Source organism: Prevotella sp. E13-17 (assembly GCF_022024035.1).
GTDB lineage: Bacteria > Bacteroidota > Bacteroidia > Bacteroidales > Bacteroidaceae > Prevotella.
In genome coordinates this window covers 213,441-235,846 of record NZ_CP091787.1, presented here as the reverse complement: position 1 = coordinate 235,846, position 22,406 = coordinate 213,441, and the positions used below count along the sequence as shown (strand labels likewise).

Genomic DNA, 22,406 nt, shown 5'->3' with positions numbered 1-22,406 from the left:
AATTAATAACTAGAATCTAAAAATCGCATGAAGAAAAAAGCATTGGTAGCACTCTTGCTACTCGTTTCACTCATGGGCTATGCCCAAACCAAACTGTACCTAAAGGGAAACATTGTCACCACGCCTATCCTGCTGGAACAGGTCGAAGATCAGGTGTGGCAGTCGGAGGTCACCCTCGACGATTCACACATCTTCTTGTTCAGCGACAAGTATGTTTACTTCGAGTCTGACCAACCTTCCTACAAGTCCAACAACATCCGCATCAATGGCGGCACCTATACCGTGCGCTTCGACATGACGACCAAGGCATGGAGCTTCACCGCCCCCGTCGATGCCTACCGCATCTCAGCTTTCGGATCGTCGGTATGCAACGGCACGGGTGCTACGGGCAACAAAGGCTATGCCTACCTCTACGGCGAACAGCTGAAGAAGCGCTTCAACGATAAAACCAGCGAGACACCTTTCTACGTGTCGGGCATTGCCATTGGCGGCAACACCACCAACGACCTGCTGAACCGCTATGCCGAGATGACCCGCGACCACGCCCGCTATGTCATCATTGGCCTCTCGATGGGCAACGAGGGTATCCATGGCGCTGCCGACCAGCAGAAGATTTTCAATCAGTTTGCCAACAACATGCAGTTGCTCATCCGCAAGATCAAGGCCGACGGCAAGATTCCTGTGGTGATGAACAACTACACCCGCGCCGACTATACCACCGAGGACTATAACTACATCAAGCAGATGAACCTGCTCATCCACAGCTGGGACGTGTCTTCAGTCAACACGCTGGGTGCCATTGATGATGGCATGGGCCACTGGGCAACCGGCTATAAGGACGACGATTACCACCCCACCACGGCTGGTCACCAAGAGTTTTTCTATGCCATGACACCATCACTCTTCGACGCCATCGCCAGCGGCAAGTCACAGCCCGTGCGCAACACCACAGCAGCCATGCCACTGGGGCAGGGCGATGTAGTCAGCTTCCAGGGCGAAAGCACCGTACATCCCTTCACCATCAGCCTGCGTGTGAAAGGCGGCGACGCCGGGAGGCTGCTCACCTTGAAAGCCACCAGAGGTACCCGCGAGGCCAACCTGTCGGTCAATGCCGAGGGTAAAGTGGTTTACACCAGCATGTATGACGACCAGATGACGGTCGATGCTCCAATCAACGACGACCAGTGGCACACCATCACGCTGACTCATTACTACGCTCAGCGCCGTGTGCTGCTCTATGTGGACAACAAATCCGTAGAGGCCAACGAGCGCATCAACACGCAGTTCAGCACCATCGTAGGCGACTCAACCAGTCAGGTATCACGTCAGTTCAGCGAGTTGTTCTTCTGGCGTTCAGCCTTCTGTCCCGAGGAGGTCGAGCAGTTGAATGCCGGCAAGATGCTGAAGTCCAGCCTCGAGCTCTACGTGCCCATGGTTGCCCCCGATCAGTTGGAGAACAAGGCCATGAGCCTCAACACCGTCAACTTCGTGTCTAAGCAGACCACAGGCATCCGTCCTGCGGTAAAAACGGACGCCCCAACAAGATGTTATGACTTGTCGGGGCGTGCAGTTAAAAAGAATCGAAAAGGTATTATCGTGCAGAACGGTCGTAAGTACACTCTGTAAGCGTCACTTCACGACGACCTTCCGTCCGTTGATTACATAGATTCCACGTGGCAAATTGCTATCCAGCGATTTGCCATTTTTGATGACCCTGCCTTGCAGGTCGAAGATGGCTGTTGCCGGTGCGGCATGCTGCTGTGGCATGTCGTCGATGCCCGTGGGGTTCAGTGTCCAGAAGTCAAACGCACGGTTCTCCATCGTGTTCAGAGCCAGAACCTCGGAAAACGACAGTGTACGGTCGTACACAACAAGATCATCGTAGCGGGCATCGGGTGTTCCCCAGAAACCGCCATTGCCGAGATACAGATATTGCGAGGCCGCCAAGTGCTCCAGCACGAGGCTGTAGTCAAAGTTTGCCGCCTGACTGACTGCCGTTCCGTTTAGTTTACCATTGGCTGCTGTAAAATTCTTCACTGCCCCTGAGACATAGAGTCTGATGCCATCCTTGGCGAAGCACAGCGTCACAAGCTCCCACTTGTTCTGCGACAGAAGTTTTGTCTCGGTCGTCCCTGGATGGTTCAGGTCTATCCAGTTGTTCCACACGCCACCAGCGACATTCTCTGTTTTGCCATCATTGAAACCCAGATAGGCATTGCCCGTGAAGAACAGCCGTGCACTGCCATCTGTTACGCCCAACAATGCGCCATAGAGGTTGTTGTCGTTGCGCTGCACCCACAGCGAGATGGTTGCGCCATTCTCCAGGTTCTTGCCATAGAGCGGGTTAGGAATAGTGACATAACCCTCGTTGTTGTTGACCGATGGGTAGGTGCGTGTCACGCGTCCGGTGCGCATCGGGTCATTGTCTTCCAGCACTGGCACAACGCCAGTACCCTTCTTACCCAGCGTTGCCACCTGGGCCGCATCAAACGAGTTGCTGAGCTGCTGGTGGTCGAAGCCATAGTGTGCCACCATGCCACCCTTCCAATTGGCAGTAGGCATGTTCTCCTTTCCAGCATACACCTTATAGTCTTGTGCCCAATAGTAGTTGGCTGCCTCCAAGCGTGCCGAGAGCACCACCGGCACATCCTCGGTCAGTCCGCTGGGGTTATACTTACCATAGTGCGAGATAACCTCGGGCTGGTTGCTCTGCCAGCTCAGCATCACGTTGGGCAAACCTATCTTCATGCCATAGAGGTCCACATCCTTAGAGACAGTCTGGTTCTGCTTCACAGGCACCGTCATGTTGTTCAGCATCCATGCCAGTTCATACTTAGGCATCAGTTTGTGAGCCCAGATGTTCACGCCCGACGTTCCGCAGGCTGTGATGGCCAGCGCATGCATCGACTTGTTGTCCATCACTTCCTCGACAGCAACGCCCTGATAGACTATGTTGTTCAGCGTCAGCGTGACGTAGCCAGTGCCCTCGGTCATACTCCACTTGCCCGTGTACTTACCTGTCACCGTGCCATCAGCATTCAGTGTCACCTCTACAGGTTCCACCTGCTCCAACTGCGTGCGGTTGTTGCTAAACTTATGCATCAGCAGACTGTAGGTTCCGATCATCTCTTCCTGTGTGAAAGGCTGGTTAGAGGCAATGTCAGCATCCGTGATTTCCTCTCCATTATATTCAAATGGTGCTGCCACAAGCCAGCCTTCCTTGTTTTGGAACACTTGGTGCACGCGCACCTGATGGCCCTCGTCACTGGCTTTGTCGTCATTGCAGAAACGGGTGTGATAGACCAGATACGTACGACCGTCGGGTGCCGCAATGATCGAGTTATGCCCTTGCGAGCGCTCACCCTGCGACATGTAGCCCCAATGACTATAGGGACCTACCAGCTTCTCGCCACGGGCAGGCGCATTATTGCCATAGTTCATGGTGTACTGCGTATAGATGGGCGAGCGTCCGGCGGGATCGGCATAAGGTCCGTTGGGGTTCTTCGACCGATACACGCGCATGTTGTAGTCGCCGTTTTGCTGCAGTTCGCCATAGGTGATAAACAGATAGTAGTAGCCACCAATATATTCTATGTAGGGTGCCTCACCCGACGAGTAGTAGCCACCTGCTATCTTCTTGCCGAAGTAGGCATCGCTGGTGTTGCTATTCTCGTACTCCACGTCATAATCGCGCAGACCCGTCTGCTCGTCGAGTTCCAAAATAAAGATGCCACCCGACCACGAGCCGTAGGCCATCCACAGTTTGCCCTCCTCATCATAGAACACGCAAGGGTCGATATTGTTCGGGAAACTGGGTTTTTGGGTGCTGGCCCATGGACTGTTATAGCGCGAAGGCAGTGCCGACAGCGTCGTGCCGAGCACCAGTTCCAGGTCGGTCTTCTTATAGTCAGTGTTAGCGTTCAACCCGAAGCCACTAATCACCACAGGTCCCTGATACTCATAGGGACCCTCGATGTCATCGGCCGTCAACAAGATGATGCTCGAATTCCACTTCGGTCCGTTGATGCTCAGATACTGGCACCATTTCTGCATGACGGGGTTCCAGATCACGTCGGGCGCCCACATGTTGCCATTGATATTCCACGCATTGCCGTTGCCGTCTTTCCACGTAGGATAGGCAGCAGCCCACTCATAGGCATTGAATGCCGGGAAGTCAACCTCCTGGCCATTTTTCTTCACCTTCTTCACCTGAGGCGTCACAAAAGCATCTTCGTTAGAAGCATTATTGTTGGTTCCCACTTTCCATGGCGAGTTAAACCACGTCCAGTTCTGCAGATCCTGTGTCCAGGCCTGCGCACGATGTGAGCCGAAGATATAGTATCGCTTGGTTTTAGGTTCCCATACCACAGATGGGTCATGCACGCTGATCCAGTGCTTGCTTGTAGTCTTGTACAAGGTCTTCGCCTCAGTCTGCGTCAACTCTGTCTGGGCGGTGCTGTTCAGTGCCAGCAATCCCATAGTTAACAGTGTAAAGATTCTCCTCATAATTATCTGCAGATTAGTTGTTTCTTGTCTGCAAAGATAAACATTGTTTTCTTTATCGCCAAACTTTTGCTAGAAAAAACAATCCAATCTCGGCCATATAGCGGTATAACAGAGCCTCTTTTCCAACCTAAAAGTGCCGTTTCTGTAGTTCACGACTTAAGTCAACAGACCTTTCGACTTAAGTCAACAACGTTCACGACTTAAGTCAACAAGTCTCACGACTTAAGTCGAAAGGCACCAAAGGGACCGTTTTGCGCCGCTAAACCTCCACGCTTAGGTCGTCATGGCTTAGCTCTTGAGTTGCTGTTTCTGCCGTCGTGAAAAAGAACAGCTCCCATCCTGGCCGACAGGCGGTAGGATGGGAGCTGTTGTTATGTTGACAGGAGTCCTGCTTATTCGTCACTGTCCAGTTGCCAGCCCTTGTCTTCGAAATAGGTGTAGTGCAGTGTTGGCGAAACGAAGCGCTGACCGTCGTACACGCCCATCATGATACGACCCACGGGAGTCACGTCTTCATACTCCACCAGAATCTGGGCCGTCGCGGTATTGTCGCTCGTCTTGCGCACGTTGCGTGCCTTAATCACGTCCAGTTCAAAGGCATTAAGCGTCACATCCTCGTACTTTTCCTTGGCTTTAGCCTTGTCGTAGGCACTGGCTTTAGAGTCAACGGCCTCTGTAGCTGGCTCATCGGGCTGGAAAGCTTCCTCGCTCTCTTCGTAGGCAGCCACCGTGTCGGGGGTCTCTACGACAGTTGGTGCTTCGGCCTGTGCTGCAGGCTTTGAAAACTCCTCAGCTTCCACCTTGTACTCGGGATACTTGCTCAGGTCTATCTCCTGATCGAGCTTCAGTTCCTTGGTGTCCTCATCGGGTTCGGCTTCCTGGGGTTCATAGAGCAGAGCACGACCTTTCTCGGTCAGCTCGACGGTCACGAAATAGGTGTCCACCTCTTCGTTGACATAGTAGCTCTCGGTGGTCCAATATCTATAATAGTAGCCTGCCTGCACGCGGCGCTTCTTCCTGACGCGCTCTGTCTTTTTCACCACGTCACACTTGTAGGTCACGATGTCGTTGGCAGCCAACTGGCGCAGCTTGTAGCGATCCTCGTTGTCGTTGCACTCGTAATAACCGGTGCGAACATTAGCAAAACCTTCAAGACGATGCGTACGCGCCATCTCTTTTTTAAACAGCTTCTTAGCTTTTGATGCACCCAGACTGTCGGGACTGTCACTGCAAGCCGTCAAACACAGGGCGGCCACCAGAATCAATAATAATGATGATAGTTTCTTCATAATGTAGTAATATTAAAAGGTTAGTATAAAAGTAGTTATTGGTATGCAGTAAGATTAGTCTTCATAGACAGTACGGTCGTCGATGCCTGCCTGCTCAAATGCCTCACGGCGCTCTACGCAGGTGCCACAACGACCACAATGGTGCTCGCCACCACGATAGCACGACCACGTCTCGCTGTAGTCGATGCCCAGCTCCTTGCCGCGGGCGGCAATCTGTGCCTTGGTCAGGTTGGTATAGGGCGACAACAGACGCACGCCATTGTACGTACCGGCCTGCGCCGTGGCATCGAAAGCATCCACAAACTCGGGGCGGCAGTCGGGATAGATGGTGTGGTCGCCGCCGTGGTTGGCCATCATCACATACTGCAGATTGTTGCTCTCGGCCATGCCCACGGCGATAGACAGCATGATGCCGTTGCGGAAAGGCACCACCGTTGACTTCATATTCTCGTCGGCATAGTGGCCTTCGGGAATGGCATCATCGCCCGACAGCAGCGAACTGCGAAAATAGGTGGCCATAAACTGCAGGGGGATGGTGATATGACGGATGCCCAGTCGCTCGCAGTGCATGCGGGCAAAGGGTATCTCACGGGCATTATGATTGGAGCCATAGTCAAACGAGATGGCCATCGCAATACGGTCTTTGTAGTCGTAGAGCATGGTGGTAGAATCGACGCCGCCGCTCAAAATCAAAATGCTGTCTTTCATATTCTTTCTCTGCTATTCGGTTGCAAATATATGCAATTTATTTTAATTGGAGCACATTCAAAAGGAAAAAATGTATATCTTTGCACTATGAAACTAAAAACCATACTACTATTTACAAGTCTTCTGAGTCTTTTTTCGGAACTGTCGGCCCAGTGCTGGCAATATGTTGACCCGCGTATTGGCAGCGTGGGCGTGGGACGCACGTTCCCCGGTCCCTGCATGCCTTTCGGCATGGTGAAGCCTGGCCCTGACTGCGGGGTGCTGCCCAATGCGGGATGGGCCGAGATGCCTGCCAAGGTGACGGGCTTCTCGCAGACGCACGTCAGCGGCACGGGCGGCGGACAGAAGTATGGCAACATTCTGATACTGCCGTGCCTTGTGGGCGGTGACCAAAGCGAACAGGCCCGCCGCGAGGAACAGATCGAGCTGGGCTACTATGCCACCACCTTCGACAACGGCATCCGCACGGAGATTACCACCGACGAGCGCTGTGCCTACTACCGCTTTCACTATCCCAACAGGGGGGCGCTGCTGGTGGACGTGACCCATTTTCTGGGCAAGAACCCGGTGCCCAACCTGCGCGAACGTCAGCAGTTTGTGGGTGCAGACTTCCAGGTGGTGTCCGACCATGAGGTGCAGGGATTCTCTTGCATCAGGGGTGGCTGGAACAATGGCGGTCCCTACACGGTGTTCTTTGCCTTGAGGACTGACCGGCCCTTCAAGGCTGAAGGCAACCTACTGACCTTCAGCGACACACTGGTGAACGTAAAGATTGGCATCTCGTATGTCGGCATACAAAAGGCTCAAAAGAACATCGGGAAGCGAAACTTCAACCAGCAACTGCAACACTTGCGCGCCACATGGGAGCAACAGCTGTCGAAGATCAGCATCGAGGGCACCGAACAACAGAAACGTATGTTCTACACGGCGCTCTATCACACCATGCTGATGCCGGTAGATAAGACGGGAGAGAATCCACGATGGAAGAAGGGGGCTTACTACGATGACTATTATGCCATCTGGGACACCTACCGCACCTCGTCGCCACTGCTCACGCTGCTGTGCCCCGATCGCGAGGTGGCCATGGTCAACGCGCTCCTCAACATCTATCAACATGAGGGATATATGCCCGATGCACGCAGTGGCGACTGCAACGGCAGGACACAGGGCGGCTCAAATGCCGACGTGGTGGTGGCCGATGCGATGGCCAAAGGACTGAAAGGCATTGACTACCGCCTGGCTTTGGAGGCAATGTTGAAAGATGGCGAAGTGGATGCTGGCAGCGAACACGAGAAACACGGACGCGGCGGACTGAACGAATATATCGCATTGGGCTATATTCCCTATGGCATCCCGCGTGCCGGCACACGCACCGTGGAATATGCTTTCAACGACTGGTGCATCGCACAGGTGGCCAAACGACTGGGCGACACTGGGGTGTATCAGCGCTATATGAAACGGTCGGAGAACTGGAAGAACCTGTGGCGTAAGGATTATATATACGACGGCATGTGCGGTTTCATCATGCCCAAAGACGCAGAGGGACAGTGGCTCGACTCAGTACCGTGGGGACACTCTCAGGTGTTCCACCCCACGATAGCCTATACGCCAACCACCAAGGTGGCACCATGGTACGTGCCTTGGTGGGACACATTCTTCTATGAAGCTACGAGCGAGGAGTACTCACTCAGCATCCCACACGACGTGGAGGGACTGATCGAGGCTTGCGGTGGCAAGGAGGCATTCAAGCAGCGACTGGACCTATTCTTTGAAAAGGGCTACTACAACGTACAGAACGAGCCTTCCTTCCTCTCACCTTGTCTATACCATTGGATAGGAAGACCCGACCTGAGCACCCAGCGCATCCATCAGATCATCAACAACCACTATACGGACTTGCCAGACGGACTGCCCGGCAACGATGACTCAGGTGCCATGTCGTCGTGGCTGGCTTTCCACATGATGGGACTCTACCCACTGGCAGGCACCGACACCTACCTACTCAACCTCCCGCTACTGCCCCACTACCGCTTCACCCTGCCCAACGGCCAGCAGCTGGAGGTAGAAAGAACGGGCGACGCCCCCCACTTCGCCGCCGTCACCTGGAACGGCCGCCCACTCCCCGCCGCCCGCATCACCCACCAAGACCTCCTAAAAGGCGGCAAGCTCCATTTCACCGCCGCCCCCGGGCCCGCCGCTCCTGCAGCCCTTCTCCGTAGGCCAGCCGTTTCGGCTGGCACTCCCGCCTCCCCCAGCGCCCATATCGCCTTCACCCTGAACCGCCAGTACCGCAGCTGGCCCCTGGCCTACAGCTGGCGCGCTGACACGCTGGTGCTCACCTGCAAGCAGACCACCTACCACATCCCGCGCCAGGAGGTAGAGCAAGCCACCACCTTCTGCTGGCTCACCCCGCAGCAAGACGGCACCACCTACCACGCCGTCAAGGGCACCTTCGCCTTCATTTCGCAAAAGGCCTATGCCGAGCTAAGGGCAAAGGGCGCCTTCGTTTACGACACCATCACATGGCGGAAAGTCGATGAGACGACTGCCGCCGTGCATGTGAAAGCCGACATCGACGCCACGGAGATGTGGATAGAGAAGAACGAAGCACTGCCGCTGGTGCTTGAAATGCGGCATAATCCTTTAGGTATTGACTGGACCATCAAATCACTATGAAAAGACTAAGCATTCTTACGGTGTGCCTGTTGTGGGCGCTGACCAACGTAGCACAGACATTATCGCCCGAGCAGACGGGTGGTGTTTATTATGCCTACCCCGTGACAAAGGCCGAGAAAGGCATTTTCCCCGATGGATTCGATGTTTTTTATATCTCACACTATGGGCGCCATGGTTCGAGATGGCTGCCCGACGAACAGCGTTACACCTGGGTGTTGGAGCAGTTTGAAGACGACAGCAAGCTGACCGCCCTGGGCAAAGACGTGAAGAAACGCTTGCTACGGGTGTGGAAGAATGCCCAAGGGAACGCCGGACAGCTGACGCCCTTGGGAGCAAAGCAACACCGACAGATTGCACAACGCATGGTGAAGAACTACCCACAGGTGTTTTCTAAAGGTGCCACGATGCAGGCCCGGTCAAGCACGGTGCCACGATGCAGGGTTTCGATGCTGGCTTTCTGCAGTCAACTGCCCTGCAAGGACCTGCACCCTGAGACAGAAGCACGCTTCATGGCGTATATCAACCATGAGTCTGACGAGCTGAAGGTGCTCTCGCAGAAGACAAAGAGCATGCTCAACATATCAACGGCGCGCTTCATTGGCAGTCTTTTCAAGTTGCCCTTGGCAGACGATGCGACAGAGAAGCGCTTGCTGACAGAACTTCACACCATCGCCTCCGACATGCAGGACATCCCGATGAAACTGACGTTTTGGGACCTGTTTACATCAGAAGAGATGATGGCCGTGCACCGCGCTAACAACGAACGGATGACGATGATCAACGATCGGACACCTTTAAACGATGGTATTCCTGCCCGCTCGAGCATACCACTATGGGAAAACATTGAGCAGGAAGCAGACACCATGATTGCCCGTGGTGGACATGGGGTTTCGCTTCGCTTTGGTCACGACACGGCGCTCTTCCGACTACTGACGCTGCTTCAGCTATCACTGCCTGGCGATGGGATGGAAGATATCGTACCGATGGCTGCCAACCTGCAAATGATCTTTGCCAAAAACCGCCAAGGCGAGGTGCTGGTACAGTTGCTGCACAACGAGAAATTGCAAAAACTGCCCATTCCTTCGGTGGAAAACAGCTACCGATGGGAGGATATCAAGACCTACATGCACCAGCGCATTCACATGCTGAACCACGTCAGGCAGCTGGCGACACTCAACACCATGGTGGGAACGGCACCTGCCAACACGAAGTCGGCAGGACTCTTCGGCAAAGGGTCGGAGGAACACGGGCAGACACTGCCTGCCGTGCTCGTGCCTCACGGACAGACTTTCTGGACACCACAAACGCGCGACACGGAAAAGAAATGCGTGGCACCCTACTACTACACGGACTCGCTGTTCCAAGGCATCCGTGCCAGTCACTGGCTGGTGGGGGGCTGTACGCAGGACTATGGGTCGTTTACCGTGGCTGCACTGAGCGGCAACGCTCGTTTCACGCCGACAGAGAGAGCCACACGCTTCAGCCACGACAATGAGGTGTCGCATCCTTATTACTATAAGGTCTATCTGCCCGACGAGAGGCTGACCATCGAGATGACGGCACTGAGCCACAGCGCCATCATGCGTATCACGCCCATAGCAGACGGTCCGATCCACATCGTGCTGAACACCAACAGCGACGAGAAAGAGGGATGGGCAAAACTGGACGAAAAGGCAAGACAAGTCACGGCCTGCAACCCCGTGCATCGCATCTATCAGGGATGGGGCGAACCGGCTGGTTTCTGCGGGTTTATGGTCATGAGATATAACGATGAAATGGTTCGTTTTTCGTCATTTGAGCAAGGCATCTGCCTGACGTTCAATGGAAAGAAGAGCCAACCACTGGAGCTGAGAATGGCCACCTCTTTTACCGCTGCAAACGGAGCCGAAAAGAACCTATGCGAGCTTCGGTCGTTTGAAGAAATGATGGAAACCAACATACAGCAATGGAATGAGCGCATGCATCGCATCGACGTGAGTGACAGCAATGCAGACAAAATCAATCAGTTCTACGGAGCACTCTACCGCGCGTCGTTCTTGCCTCGCGAGATGAGCGATGTGGACGGCCGCTATCCTGCCTTTGCGGGTGGAAACATTAAGAGCAGCAATGGCAGAACACACTATGGCGACTTCTCCATGTGGGACACCTACAGGGCTCTACACCCACTACTGAACCTCATTGACCCCTTACGTTCGGCCAACATGATGCAGTCGCTGGTGGACATGTACGAAGAGGGTGGATGGCTGCCCATCTTTCCGTGTTGGAACAGCTATACAGCGGCGATGATAGGCGACCACTGTGTGTCGGTGCTGGCAGATGCCTACCTGAAAGGCATCCGCGACTTCGATGCAGAGAAAGCCTACGAGGGGATGAGGAAAAACGCGATGGAATGGCCGGAAACGGCAGAAGCGTATGAGAACGGATTAGGCCGACGTGCCCTGCAATCATATCTGAAGTATGGTTATATACCCATGGAAGACCACGTCAAAGAGGCCTTTCACACTGATGAGCAGACCTCACGAACACTGGAATATGCGTATGATGACTTCTGCGTAGCACAGATGGCTAAGGCCCTGGGGCATGATGAGGACTATCAACAACTGATGAAACGCAGCGAGAACTGGCGCAACGTGATAAACCCACATACGGGTTATGCCGACGGACGACATGCTGACGGCAGTTGGGAGAACAACAGTGACCATACCCACCGCAAATCGTTTATCACAGAAGGAGCCACTTGTCATTACACCTGGTACGTACCACAGAATGTGGAAGGGCTGATACAGCTGTTGGGTGGACGCGAGGCTTTTGTAGCAAAGCTCGACTCGATGTTCGGCGAAGGCAGATACTGGCATGGCAACGAGCCCTGTCATCAGGTGGCCTGGCTCTATGCACTGGCAGGAGCACCCGATAAGACACGTCGGTGGGTCAGTCATATTCTGGCAACGGAATATAACAATACACCGGGCGGACTGAGCGGTAATGACGATGCTGGACAGATGTCGGCATGGCAGGTGTTTGCCATGATGGGCTTCTATCCCGTTTGTCCCGCCACCACTGAGTATGTCGTAGGTGCACCGTCGTTTGAACAGATCACCTTGAACCTGAGCCATGGACGGACATTCACGATTTCATCGGCCGACAAGACTGGCAAGGCAACAATAAACGACCACCCCTTACAACGCAACAGCATTCAGCATGAAGACATTGTAAGGGGCGGCAGTCTGAAATTGATTCCCTAAAAAGAGTTTGGGTTATTGTCCTTGATAGACATCCTCCGTGGTGGGATACTTATACCAGTCGGTGGCGCTCTTCTGGTCGTGAGCCCACTCGGCAAAAGAGTGACCAGGCGTTCTGTAGGCACCGACAATCTCACCACTCTTGTCATTACCAATGGTGGTCCACTCGTAAGGATACTTAAAGTTGCCCGGCACACAGATAGCCCATGGGAAGTTGTCGCCATAGAGCTCCTTCTTTCTGTTGGTGGCATAGTCCTTCATCACCTCGTCGGTCTTGAAGGGCACGGTGTGCACTTCCCAATAGGCAGAGTTATAAGGCTCAAGAATGAACACGTCGAGATCCTTCTCAGAGAAGTGAGCAGCAGCCTCAGCGCTGTTCAGTTCGAAGGTGAAGGTCACCTCGGCAGGAGCAACGCCATTCTTCTTACCAGCATAACCACTGGTTGGATTGACGGTGTTATAGAACCAGTTCTGCACAGAACCTATATTGGCGATGGTACGACCGATAGACCAGTGGGCATTGTTGAAGAGGCCAATGACCACATCGGTGGTGTTGTTCTTGGCACTGTTGCTGACAAGACCATTCTCACCCATACCGTTGATGATGACACGAGAGGTGTTGGGATAGTTGTCATCGAGATTGCCAGTACGAGTGCAACTCTTGATATCACTGTCTTTCAGACCTACTATGCGGATAGCTGCAGCCAACTGCTTGGTAGCACCGACAGCATCAAGGGTTACCTTCAGGGTGACGTTCTTGCCATTAACCGTTGGTGTAACGGTGAGCACAGCATCGTTGAAGTCATAGTCGCCCAACTGTGGGAAGTTATCTTCGAAACAGTAGCGAAGTCCCAACGGACCTGCCTGCGGTTCCTCAGCTTGGGGCTGACCACCATAACCAGGCGAGCACTCGCCGGCTTCGATCTTGACATCGGCACCATTGTATGAAGACATCTTGGCGCCCGACTTACTGTCGAGACGATAATAGGGCTGATTGCCTATTTCACCATTGGCTATCTGAGCATCGCTCTTGTCGCTATAGCCAAAGTTGAAGTGCTTGTCGGTAGCCACATAGACACGATTGAAATAGTTGGCCACGAAGCCCTGACGAGGATTGATATCGCTACGACGAGTGATCTCCTTAGCCTGGAACACGGCATAGCTGCCCTTGCTGGGACCATAGATGCCATAGACATCCTTGGTGATAGCCATGTAAGCCTTGCCAGTGACCTGAAACAGTGAGCCAGACCCCATCTTGATGAAGCCAGGACCAGAGAACTCAAAGTCTTTGGTGACAACAGAAGCGCCGCCATTCAACTGGAAGCTGTTTTTGTCGGTGTCGCCCAGACCGATGTAGAAACGGTCGGTGACAATCATCTTACAGTTGTTAATCACGTCGGTACTACCGGCTGTATAGGTGAACTTCTGAGTAGTATAGGTACCGTCGTTGTGCCAGGTAGCCTGGTTACTGCTGACGGTGGTCTCGCCCGTGACGGTCATATTACCGTCGTTGTAGAGATCGGCACTGCCAGCCACGCCGACAGTTCCTGCTGTACAGGTGCCCTCGTTGATAAAGAGCGATTCGGTGTTCTCTACGCCCAGATGACCACTCACGGTCATGGTGCCCTTGTTCAGGATCTGACCGGTCTCTGCCACATTAATCGCAGCGGCGGTGATTGTGCCGGCATTGACCAACTGAGAATGGCTATTGACATTGATAGTGCCAGAAACCCTCACGGTTCCTTCATTATACAAGGTTCCATCAGAAGCATTAGGATCATTCCACCATGGATTATACGAACTATAGAGGGTCAGGACAGAAACATTCATAGTACCCTTGTTATAGATATGCACATTGGTATTAATACTGCTCGTCAACGTAGCACCCTGAGCCACATAGACATTGACATTGCCATATTTCATATTAACATCCATCGTGACCACTGCACCAGACAGCAAGTAGATATTTGTATTATTGTTAACACCTGTGAGCTTCACATTGTAAGAACCTGCTCCGAAGTACAGATTACAGTTACCGTTCCACACGTTGATTTGCGTATCGCTGGTTCTTACGGAGTAATTGCCGCTCTGGGTCTCGTAATACCGATCTACGGTCTTTGCACCACTTGGGATTGATGTGGCGAAGAGCGATGCATTAGGCGCATCGGGGAAGTTGAAGCTGTGCGCCACCTGACGCTGAGGAGCCATTCTTCTTGATTCCTCAGTAGCCTCAAGGCTGACGACGCCCTCTATCTTACCATCGACGATACCGAAGGGATAGACACTCATATAGCGGTCTTTGTCAAACAAAGCCACAAAGACATAGTTCTTATCCAACGGATAGCTGAGCACGGTGGAGAGCACCTCGCCATCGTTTACCGTACCCTGAGCCAGCAGTGTGAGTGATTCGGGATTGCCGATAGGATTCTCATCGTAAATCCTCACGTCGTACGCCTCGCCTGTGCCCATGTTTACACCGAGCTCCACGCTTGCCGTACCAATGGTGGTCCATGTGTGGTCTGGATCAACATTCATCACGGGGAACGCAGCAGCCACGGTTTCTCTATACTTCTCCAAGTCGAACAAATCACGCTCGCAAGAAGTGAAAGCCAACATAGACAAAATTAAACCTAAAAGAGATTTTCCATTCATCATAATTTTTCAACAAAAAAATTTCTTAACCAATTCGGGTGCAAAATTAAATATTTTTTTTCATTTGGCAAGCATTACATTTTATTTTTTATATTTAAATATGTACACAGGTACCTATTATTAACATAGCTTAACTCATAATTTCTTTTGCATATTTCAATAATTTACACTACCTTTGCATCTTGTATGGTATTAAATTATATTTGGATTGCATTCTTTATCATCGCCTTTGTGGTAGCATTGGTGCGATTAGTCTTTCTGGGGGATTTTGACGTTTTCCCAGAAATGATGGATTCTACGTTTTCATCGTCAAAAACAGCATTTGAGATTTCTCTGGGTCTGACTGGCGTTTTGTCTCTATGGTTAGGCATCATGAAGATTGGCGAACGCGGTGGTGTGGTCAACGTCTTGGCCCGCCTGCTGAGTCCGGTGTTCGTCAAACTGTTTCCAGACATTCCCAAAGGGCACCCCGTGACGGGCAGTATCTTTATGAACATCGCTGCCAACATGCTGGGACTGGACAATGCGGCAACGCCCTTAGGACTGAAAGCCATGGAGCAGTTGCAGGAGATCAATCCCAAGAAGGACACCGCTTCGAACCCCATGATCATGTTTTTGGTGCTGAACACCAGCGGACTGACGTTGATACCGGTCAGCATTCTGGTTTATCGTGCACAGATGGGGGCAGCCCAACCTACCGACATCTTTATTCCCATCCTGCTGGCTACCTTCTTTTCCACGTTGATGGGCGTGCTGGTCACTTCACTCTTCCAGCGCATCAACCTTTTCAACGTACCTGTATTGGCCACCTTAGGAGGCGCTTGTCTGTTGGTGTCGGGCATCATCTGGGGGTTCAACCAGCTGAATGGCGAACAGATGAACTTGGTCAGCACGTCGGCTGCCAACATCATCCTGATGACCATCATCATTTGCTTTATCACGGCAGGACTACTCAAGAAGATCAACGTCTATGACGCCTTTGTAGAAGGAGCAAAGGACGGGTTTACGACAGCCGTGCGCATCATCCCCTATCTGGTTGCTATCCTCGTTGGAATCGGTGTTTTCCGTGCTTCCGGAGCCATGGACTTCTTGATCGACGGCATCCGCTACGGCATAGAATCGATGGGCATCGATGCCCAATTCGTTGGTGCCTTGCCTACAGCCTTGATGAAACCACTCAGCGGCAGCGGCGCCCGTGGCATGATGATCGACGCCATGACAACCTACGGTGCCGACTCCTTTGTGGGCCGTCTGTCGTGCGTATTTCAGGGATCAACAGACACCACCTTCTACATTCTGGCCGTTTACTTCGGTTCTGTAGGCATTCGCTACACGCGTCATGCCGTGGCCTGCGGCCTGTTGGCCGACCTTGCCGGCATCATTGCCGCCATCCTGGTATCATATATGTTCTTTGGATAAAAGAAAACTATGGCAAATCTTAAATCACTTGTCAAAGACACGGCCATCTATGGTCTCTCGAGCATCGTTGCCCGTTTTATCAATTACCTTCTGGTACCCATCCAGACCGCACGCTTTGCTGCTTCAGGTGGCGAGTATGGTGTCATCACCAACGTCTATGCCTACGTGTCCATACTCATCATCTTGCTCACCTTTGGCATGGAGACCACCTTCTTCAGGTTTATGAATCGCGAAGGCGAGCAACCCGAGCGCATCTACTCCACCACCCTGCGCATGCTGGCCACCACCTCTTTACTGTCCATCATACTGGTGCTGTTGCTCATTGAGCCCATCTCCAGTGCCGTGGGCTATGCCGACCATCCCGAATATGTGGCAGTCATGTATGTCACCGTGGCCATCGATGCCTTTATGGCAGTGCCTTTTGCCTACCTGCGCTATCAGCATAAGCCCGTCAAGTTTGCCGCTCTGAAGATCATCAACATCCTGTTGAACATCTCGCTCAACCTGCTCTACCTGATCATTCTGCCTGCGCTAAGACTGAATCCTTTCGGCATCTACGACGAACAGTTCACGCTCGATGTGGCCTTTGTGTTCTATATCAACCTGGTGTGCACCATCTGTTCGCTGCTGCTGCTTTGGAAGGAGTTGCGCGGTTTCCGCTTTGGCTTCGACGGTGCAGCTTGTCGGCGTATGCTCAGCTACACATGGCCACTGCTCATCATGGGTGTGGCAGGACAGCTCAACCAGGCCGCCTCACAGATTCTGTTCCCCTATCTCTACGACGGTTCCGTCGAGGAGGCTCGCGCCCAGTTGGGCATCTATGGTGCCTGCATCAAGATAGCCATGATCATGGTCATGATCACACAGGCATTCCGCTTTGCCTACGAGCCCTTTGTCTTTGGCAGGTCTAAGGACAAAGACAACCGTGAGACCTATGCCCAGGCCATGAAGTTCTACGTGATATTCACGCTGCTGGCCTTCCTCTGCGTCATGGGTTTCATCGACGTACTGAAGTTCATCATCGGCGAGAGCTACTGGGAGGGTCTGAAGGTGGTGCCCATCGTGATGGCCGCCGAGATCATGTTTGGCGTGTTCTTCAACCTGTCGTTCTGGTATAAACTGACCGACCGCACCATCTGGGGCGCCTATTTCTCGGGCTTCGGTGCGCTGGTGCTCATCAGCATCGATGTGCTGTTCATTCCCCGTTTCAGTTATATGGCCTGCGCATGGGCTGGCTTTGTGGCCTATGCCGCTTCGATGTTGCTGTCCTACTTCATTGGCCAGCACTATTACAAGATCAACTATCCTCTGAAGGACATCTCCGTCTATGTTGTCATCGCCTTTATCTTCTACACCTTCATGCGCATCGCCAGCAGTTGGCCGCTGATTGCTTCTCTGGCGTTCAACACACTGCTCATCCTGCTATTCGTTGCACTGATCGTGAAGCGCGACCTGCCCCTCGCTGGGCTTCCTGTAATTGGCAAGTATTTCAAGAACAAATAAAGAACACACACAAGTTATTCAAACAACGAAAAATGAAAAAGCTATTATTCTCTCTCTTTATCATGCTGGCCGTCACAGGAGCGAAGGCCGACGAAGGCATGTGGACGCTCTACGATCTGCCCCAAGCTGTCTATGAACAGATGCAGGGCTACGGTTACCAACTGCCCTACGACCAGCTCTATAAAGCCGACGATGCCATCATGAAGTCGGTGGTATGTTTCTCGGGCTATTGCTCAGGTGTGGTAGTAAGCCCCGATGGTCTGGTGTTCACCAACCACCACTGTGGCTTCGAGGCCATCCGTTCGCACTCCACCGTCGAGCACGACTACATGCTGAACGGGTTCTGTGCCAAGTCATTCGAAGAAGAGTTGCCCAACGAGAACATGTTTGTGGCATTTATGGTTGACCAGAAAGATGTCACCGACGAACTGATGAAACAGGGACTGGCCGACATGAGCGAGAAGGAACGTAGCATTTTCCTCGATTCCATCGAGAATGAGATGTCTAAACAGATCAAGGCCAAGGACTCTACACTTCGCCTTGAATTAAAACCTTTCTACGAGGGCAACCGCTACTTTGCCACCACCTATCGCGACTTCACCGACCTGCGTCTGGTGTTTACCATTCCTAAGTCTATGGGTAAGTTTGGTGGCGAGACCGACAACTGGATGTGGCCTCGCCAAACGTGCGATTTCTCTGTGTTCCGCATCTATGCCGACCCCAAGACCAACGGTCCTGCCGCCTATTCAAAAGATAATGTGCCCTATCACCCCGAGCACTGGGCTCGCATCTCTGACGAGGGCTACAAGGAGGGTGACTTCTCCATGACCATTGGTTATCCTGGCAGCACCAGTCGCTACCTGTCCAGCTATGGCATCGAAGAGCGCTACGTGCAGAATGCCATCCGCGCTCAGGTGCGTGGCGTCAAGCAAGAGGTCATGAAGCGCCACATGGATGGCGCCGAAGCCGTACGTATCAAGTACGACTCAAAGTATGCCCAGTCGTCCAACTACTGGAAGAACTCTATCGGCATGAACAAGTGCATCGACAGCATCCAACTGATACAGCAGAAGCGCGACTTTGAGAAAGCATTGCAGAAGTGGCAGAAAAGCAGTGGTTTCCTCGTTGGAAAGCTTGACTTTGACAAGATGAATGAGCTGTATAGCCAGCGCATCAAGTTGATGGAGGCGTTCATGTACTGGACGGAGACTTTCCGCCGCACCGACGAACTATCGACACGCGCCATGTTCGTTCACAACGGTGCATCGCCTGTGGGCAAAGGCAAACGCCAGCGCATCACCCTGAAAGACAACAACGAGACCTTCGACCAGGCTACCGACTGCGAGATTCTGGGCACACTGCTGAGCAACTTCCGTCAGCAGATGACACAGAAGCAGTACCTCTCGGCTGTCTATGCACTCATCGACAAGCAATTCGATGGCGACTGCCAGAAATATGCCGACTTCCTCTATGCCGAGTCAAAGCTCATGAAGAAGGGCGCCCGCCTCTATCCCAACAAGAAGTCGTTCATGAAAGATCCCGGCGTGTGGTTTGGTTTTGAGTTGACCGACATGATGAACCAACTGCGCGAAGGCATGCAGAAAATCAACGATTCCATCGCCATTCAGGAGCGTTACCTCTGCGATGCCAAGATTCGCATGGAGCAAGACCTGCCCCACTACAGCGATGCCAATATGACCATGCGCCTGAGCTATGGACAGGTGAAGGAATACAACCTGGGCGGCAAACCTTCGGGCTACTTCACCTCAGCGCCCAGCATCGTGGAGAAGATGAAGACCGGCAACCGCATCGAGGACTACAAGGTGGAACCCGAGATGATTCCCCTGATGGAGAGTGCCGGAAATATGAACCTTTGTTTCCTCACCACCAACGACATCACGGGCGGCAACAGCGGCTCGCCCATGTTCGACGGCAAGAACCGCCTCATCGGTCTGGCCTTCGACGGCAACTGGGACAGTCTTTCCAGCGACATCTTCTTCGACAGCCATCTGGCCCGCTGCATCGGTGTGGACATCCGCTATGTGCTCTTCATGATGGACAAGTGGGGACATGCCGACCGCCTCATCAACGAGATGAAACGATAAACCATCATCACAGCAGCCATCTGCTGACAGCCTATGACACGATGGATACTACTTTTAGCGAGCTGGCTGTGCATCAATGCCGATGCACAGTTGGCTCGCTATTCGTTGGATTTCACGCTGTCGCGCACCGATTTCGTCGATTCCATCGCCATTGAGTGGGACAGTCATCAGGTTTATCTGCCCGTCACAATCAATGGCCGCCAGCATCGTTTTCTGCTGGACACCGGCGCCGGACAGAGCGTCATCTTCAGCGACACCCAACCAGAAGGCTGCCGACCTGCCGGACAGATGATTGCCTACGATGCCAACAACCGGCGCGATACGGTCGCTGTGGTCAAGTTGCCGCCACTCACGCTGGGTCAACTGACGCTGACAGGACTGCAAGCCACCGTGCAACAGCGCACCACGAGCAATCAAACCATCGATGGCATCATCGGCTTCGACCTCTTCTGCAAGGGTCTTTTGGCTAAGATCGATGTGGCCAACCGTCGCCTCATCCTGACCGACCGCAAAAAGTTCTTCGACCAGGAAGACGGTTTCGACATGCGCTATCAACTGCACTATCATGTACCTTACATCCAGGTGAAGCCCTTCGGACGCTACAAGGAGCGGGTGCTCTTCGACACGGGCAGTCGCAGCCTCTACATCATGAACAAGGAAAGTTTCGACCAGGGTGAACAGAACAACGCCGCTACACTCGTTTCCCAGATAGAAGGACGTAGCGAGGGACGCCATGCCATGGGACATTTCGGACTTGAGAAGCGCGGCGAGGTGGTGTTCCTCCATTTTCATCAGCTGCGCATGGGCAGCTTCCTCTTCGCCGATGTTCACACCATCACCACGCAGGGCGGCTCACATCTTGGCGCCGCCGTGCTGGACTATGGCACGCTCATCATCAACCCCCGGAAACGCCGCCTGCGCTTCCAGTCTTACGACGGTCAGCCCTTTGTGCAGGTCAGCAATCCCCAATTAGAGATTGCCTTCATCGAGAAAGACGGACTTCCCGCCGTAGGCTTGGTGTGGGAAGGCGGCACGCCCTACCAACTGGGCTTTCGCGAGGGCGACATCATCACGCAGATAGACAACCGCCCAGTTCGCAGTTTCCAGCAGTTCCTACGCTGGGCTTTCGAACCGGGCCGTGAATATCGTTTCACCCTTCGCGATGCCCTCGGCACTCAGCGCGAGGTACACTGGGTGAGAATCAGCAAATAGTTATTCTTCCGTCTGCTCCGGATCCCATGTCACGGGTACATTCTGCAAATAGATGTAGCCAGAATGGTCACCACCATCCAACTTCACGCAGAACCTCATCACGCCCATGCTCCGTATGGCCTTTGACATGTTCTTATAGCGGGTATTATCATTGAGCACCACGCGCAGCGGTTTTCCCGGCTCAAACGTAAATGCATCCGACAGGTTCTTATAAGGCATATACAGGTTGGCATCTTGGTCAATGGCCAGTGTGGGAGCACTACTACCCCAGTTGCTGCCTATTGCCACACGCTTGAATGGCTTCTTAGGCTTCAGCATGAGCACCGTATAGATGGTACCAAAACCCTCTTCGGTTGTCTGACCATATACACCTTCCAACTGAATATCCAGCACATCGCGCAGCGGATTTATAATCAGAGGAGCGCCAACAGGCGGCTGGCTACTCATCTCCAAGTGCACCTTCGGCTCCACATCCCACTGGATGGGCACATCTCTCAGTTTCACCACCTTCCATTTCGTGTCCTGCGTAGAGAACATATAGTCCACCAGGGCTAAGTGTGTCAACGTTCTAGGCACATCTACAAAGCGGCGACTGTCGTCCAACTTGATACGCACAAAGAAGCCTTCCTGCACATCATAGTTACCAATAATATTCATTTTCTGCTTGTACGCAGTACCCTTTGCATCATAAGCAAACGTGTTGCCGGCGTTGCCGTGGTCACCACCAATACCAAGATTCGTCTGTGGCACCTTCATCTTAACCTTCAGCACAGCATACACTTCACCAAACGATGGCGATGTGGTGCGACCATACACGCCTTCGCACTCCACATCCATATAGTCAGCCAGCGGATTCTCCAGCATACCGCCGCCTTCAATATTCACCTGCACGGTTCCCTCCGGCAGCTTTGCCGCCTCCGTATTATTCTCACCCACGATAGCATTAGTCACCTCGCTAGCCTTATCAATGGCATCGCCCATCTTCTTCAGCAGTTTACCAAACTGGGCATTCGCCGGTGTACACATCATGATTCCAAGAACCACAAGTCCGAAAAGTCTCATTAGGTTTCTCATAATCCAAATCTATTAAATGAATA

12 protein-coding genes are annotated in these 22,406 nt (G+C 52.9%); 7 read left to right on the top strand and 5 right to left on the bottom strand.

The features are described 5' to 3' along the window. The first annotated feature begins 27 nt into the window (after window positions 1-27). On the top strand, window positions 28-1,626 hold the full coding sequence (locus L6472_RS00715; RefSeq protein ID WP_237806271.1) for a GDSL-type esterase/lipase family protein: 1,599 nt from the start codon (window positions 28-30) through the stop codon (window positions 1,624-1,626). Window positions 1,627-1,629: 3 nt separating this feature from the next. Here the strand turns inward: L6472_RS00715 and L6472_RS00710 are convergent, their stop codons facing one another. From L6472_RS00710 to queC, 3 genes are all read right to left on the bottom strand, one after another. After that, complete coding sequence (locus L6472_RS00710; protein WP_237806269.1) at window positions 1,630-4,506, bottom strand: lipocalin-like domain-containing protein; 2,877 nt, start codon at window positions 4,504-4,506, stop codon at window positions 1,630-1,632. A 392-nt stretch (window positions 4,507-4,898) separates the two neighbouring features. Further along, complete coding sequence (locus L6472_RS00705) at window positions 4,899-5,795, bottom strand: hypothetical protein (RefSeq protein ID WP_237806267.1); 897 nt, start codon at window positions 5,793-5,795, stop codon at window positions 4,899-4,901. A 54-nt stretch (window positions 5,796-5,849) separates the two neighbouring features. After that, entirely contained in the window at window positions 5,850-6,503 is a 654-nt protein-coding gene (gene queC / locus L6472_RS00700) for a 7-cyano-7-deazaguanine synthase QueC (protein WP_237806265.1), read from the bottom strand. An 87-nt stretch (window positions 6,504-6,590) separates the two neighbouring features. On the opposite strand from queC, the gene L6472_RS00695 reads away from it, so the two are divergent. Together L6472_RS00695 and L6472_RS00690 are read left to right on the top strand one after the other, a co-directional pair. Further along, window positions 6,591-9,179, top strand: coding sequence for a GH92 family glycosyl hydrolase (locus L6472_RS00695; RefSeq protein WP_237806262.1), 2,589 nt, complete (start codon window positions 6,591-6,593; stop codon window positions 9,177-9,179). Then, window positions 9,176-12,421, top strand: a complete 3,246-nt coding sequence (locus L6472_RS00690) for a GH92 family glycosyl hydrolase (RefSeq protein WP_237806260.1) — start codon at window positions 9,176-9,178, stop codon at window positions 12,419-12,421. Before L6472_RS00695 ends, L6472_RS00690 begins: the two co-directional genes overlap by 4 nt. 12 nt (window positions 12,422-12,433) lie before the next feature. Here L6472_RS00690 and L6472_RS00685 read toward each other — a convergent pair whose 3' ends face one another. After that, the gene (locus L6472_RS00685; RefSeq protein WP_237806258.1) at window positions 12,434-15,073 is read right to left on the bottom strand and encodes an LruC domain-containing protein; all 2,640 of its coding nucleotides are present in this window, start codon (window positions 15,071-15,073) and stop codon (window positions 12,434-12,436) included. A gap of 183 nt (window positions 15,074-15,256) precedes the next feature. On the opposite strand from L6472_RS00685, the gene L6472_RS00680 reads away from it, so the two are divergent. The 4 genes from L6472_RS00680 to L6472_RS00665 are packed head-to-tail and all read left to right on the top strand — an operon-like array spanning window position 15,257 to window position 21,309. Next, on the top strand, window positions 15,257-16,489 hold the full coding sequence (locus tag L6472_RS00680) for a nucleoside recognition domain-containing protein (protein WP_237806256.1): 1,233 nt from the start codon (window positions 15,257-15,259) through the stop codon (window positions 16,487-16,489). 9 nt (window positions 16,490-16,498) lie between these two features. After that, the gene (locus L6472_RS00675; RefSeq protein WP_237806254.1) at window positions 16,499-17,992 is read left to right on the top strand and encodes a lipopolysaccharide biosynthesis protein; all 1,494 of its coding nucleotides are present in this window, start codon (window positions 16,499-16,501) and stop codon (window positions 17,990-17,992) included. 32 nt (window positions 17,993-18,024) lie between these two features. Then, window positions 18,025-20,097 carry a S46 family peptidase gene (locus tag L6472_RS00670; RefSeq protein ID WP_237806252.1) on the top strand — a complete coding sequence of 691 codons (2,073 nt, stop codon included), beginning with the start codon at window positions 18,025-18,027 and terminating at the stop codon, window positions 20,095-20,097. Window positions 20,098-20,130: 33 nt separating this feature from the next. Next, on the top strand, window positions 20,131-21,309 hold the full coding sequence (locus L6472_RS00665; protein WP_237806250.1) for an aspartyl protease family protein: 1,179 nt from the start codon (window positions 20,131-20,133) through the stop codon (window positions 21,307-21,309). Here L6472_RS00665 and L6472_RS00660 read toward each other — a convergent pair whose 3' ends face one another. After that, complete coding sequence (locus L6472_RS00660) at window positions 21,310-22,383, bottom strand: hypothetical protein (RefSeq protein ID WP_237806248.1); 1,074 nt, start codon at window positions 22,381-22,383, stop codon at window positions 21,310-21,312. Between the last annotated feature and the right edge of the window lie 23 nt (window positions 22,384-22,406).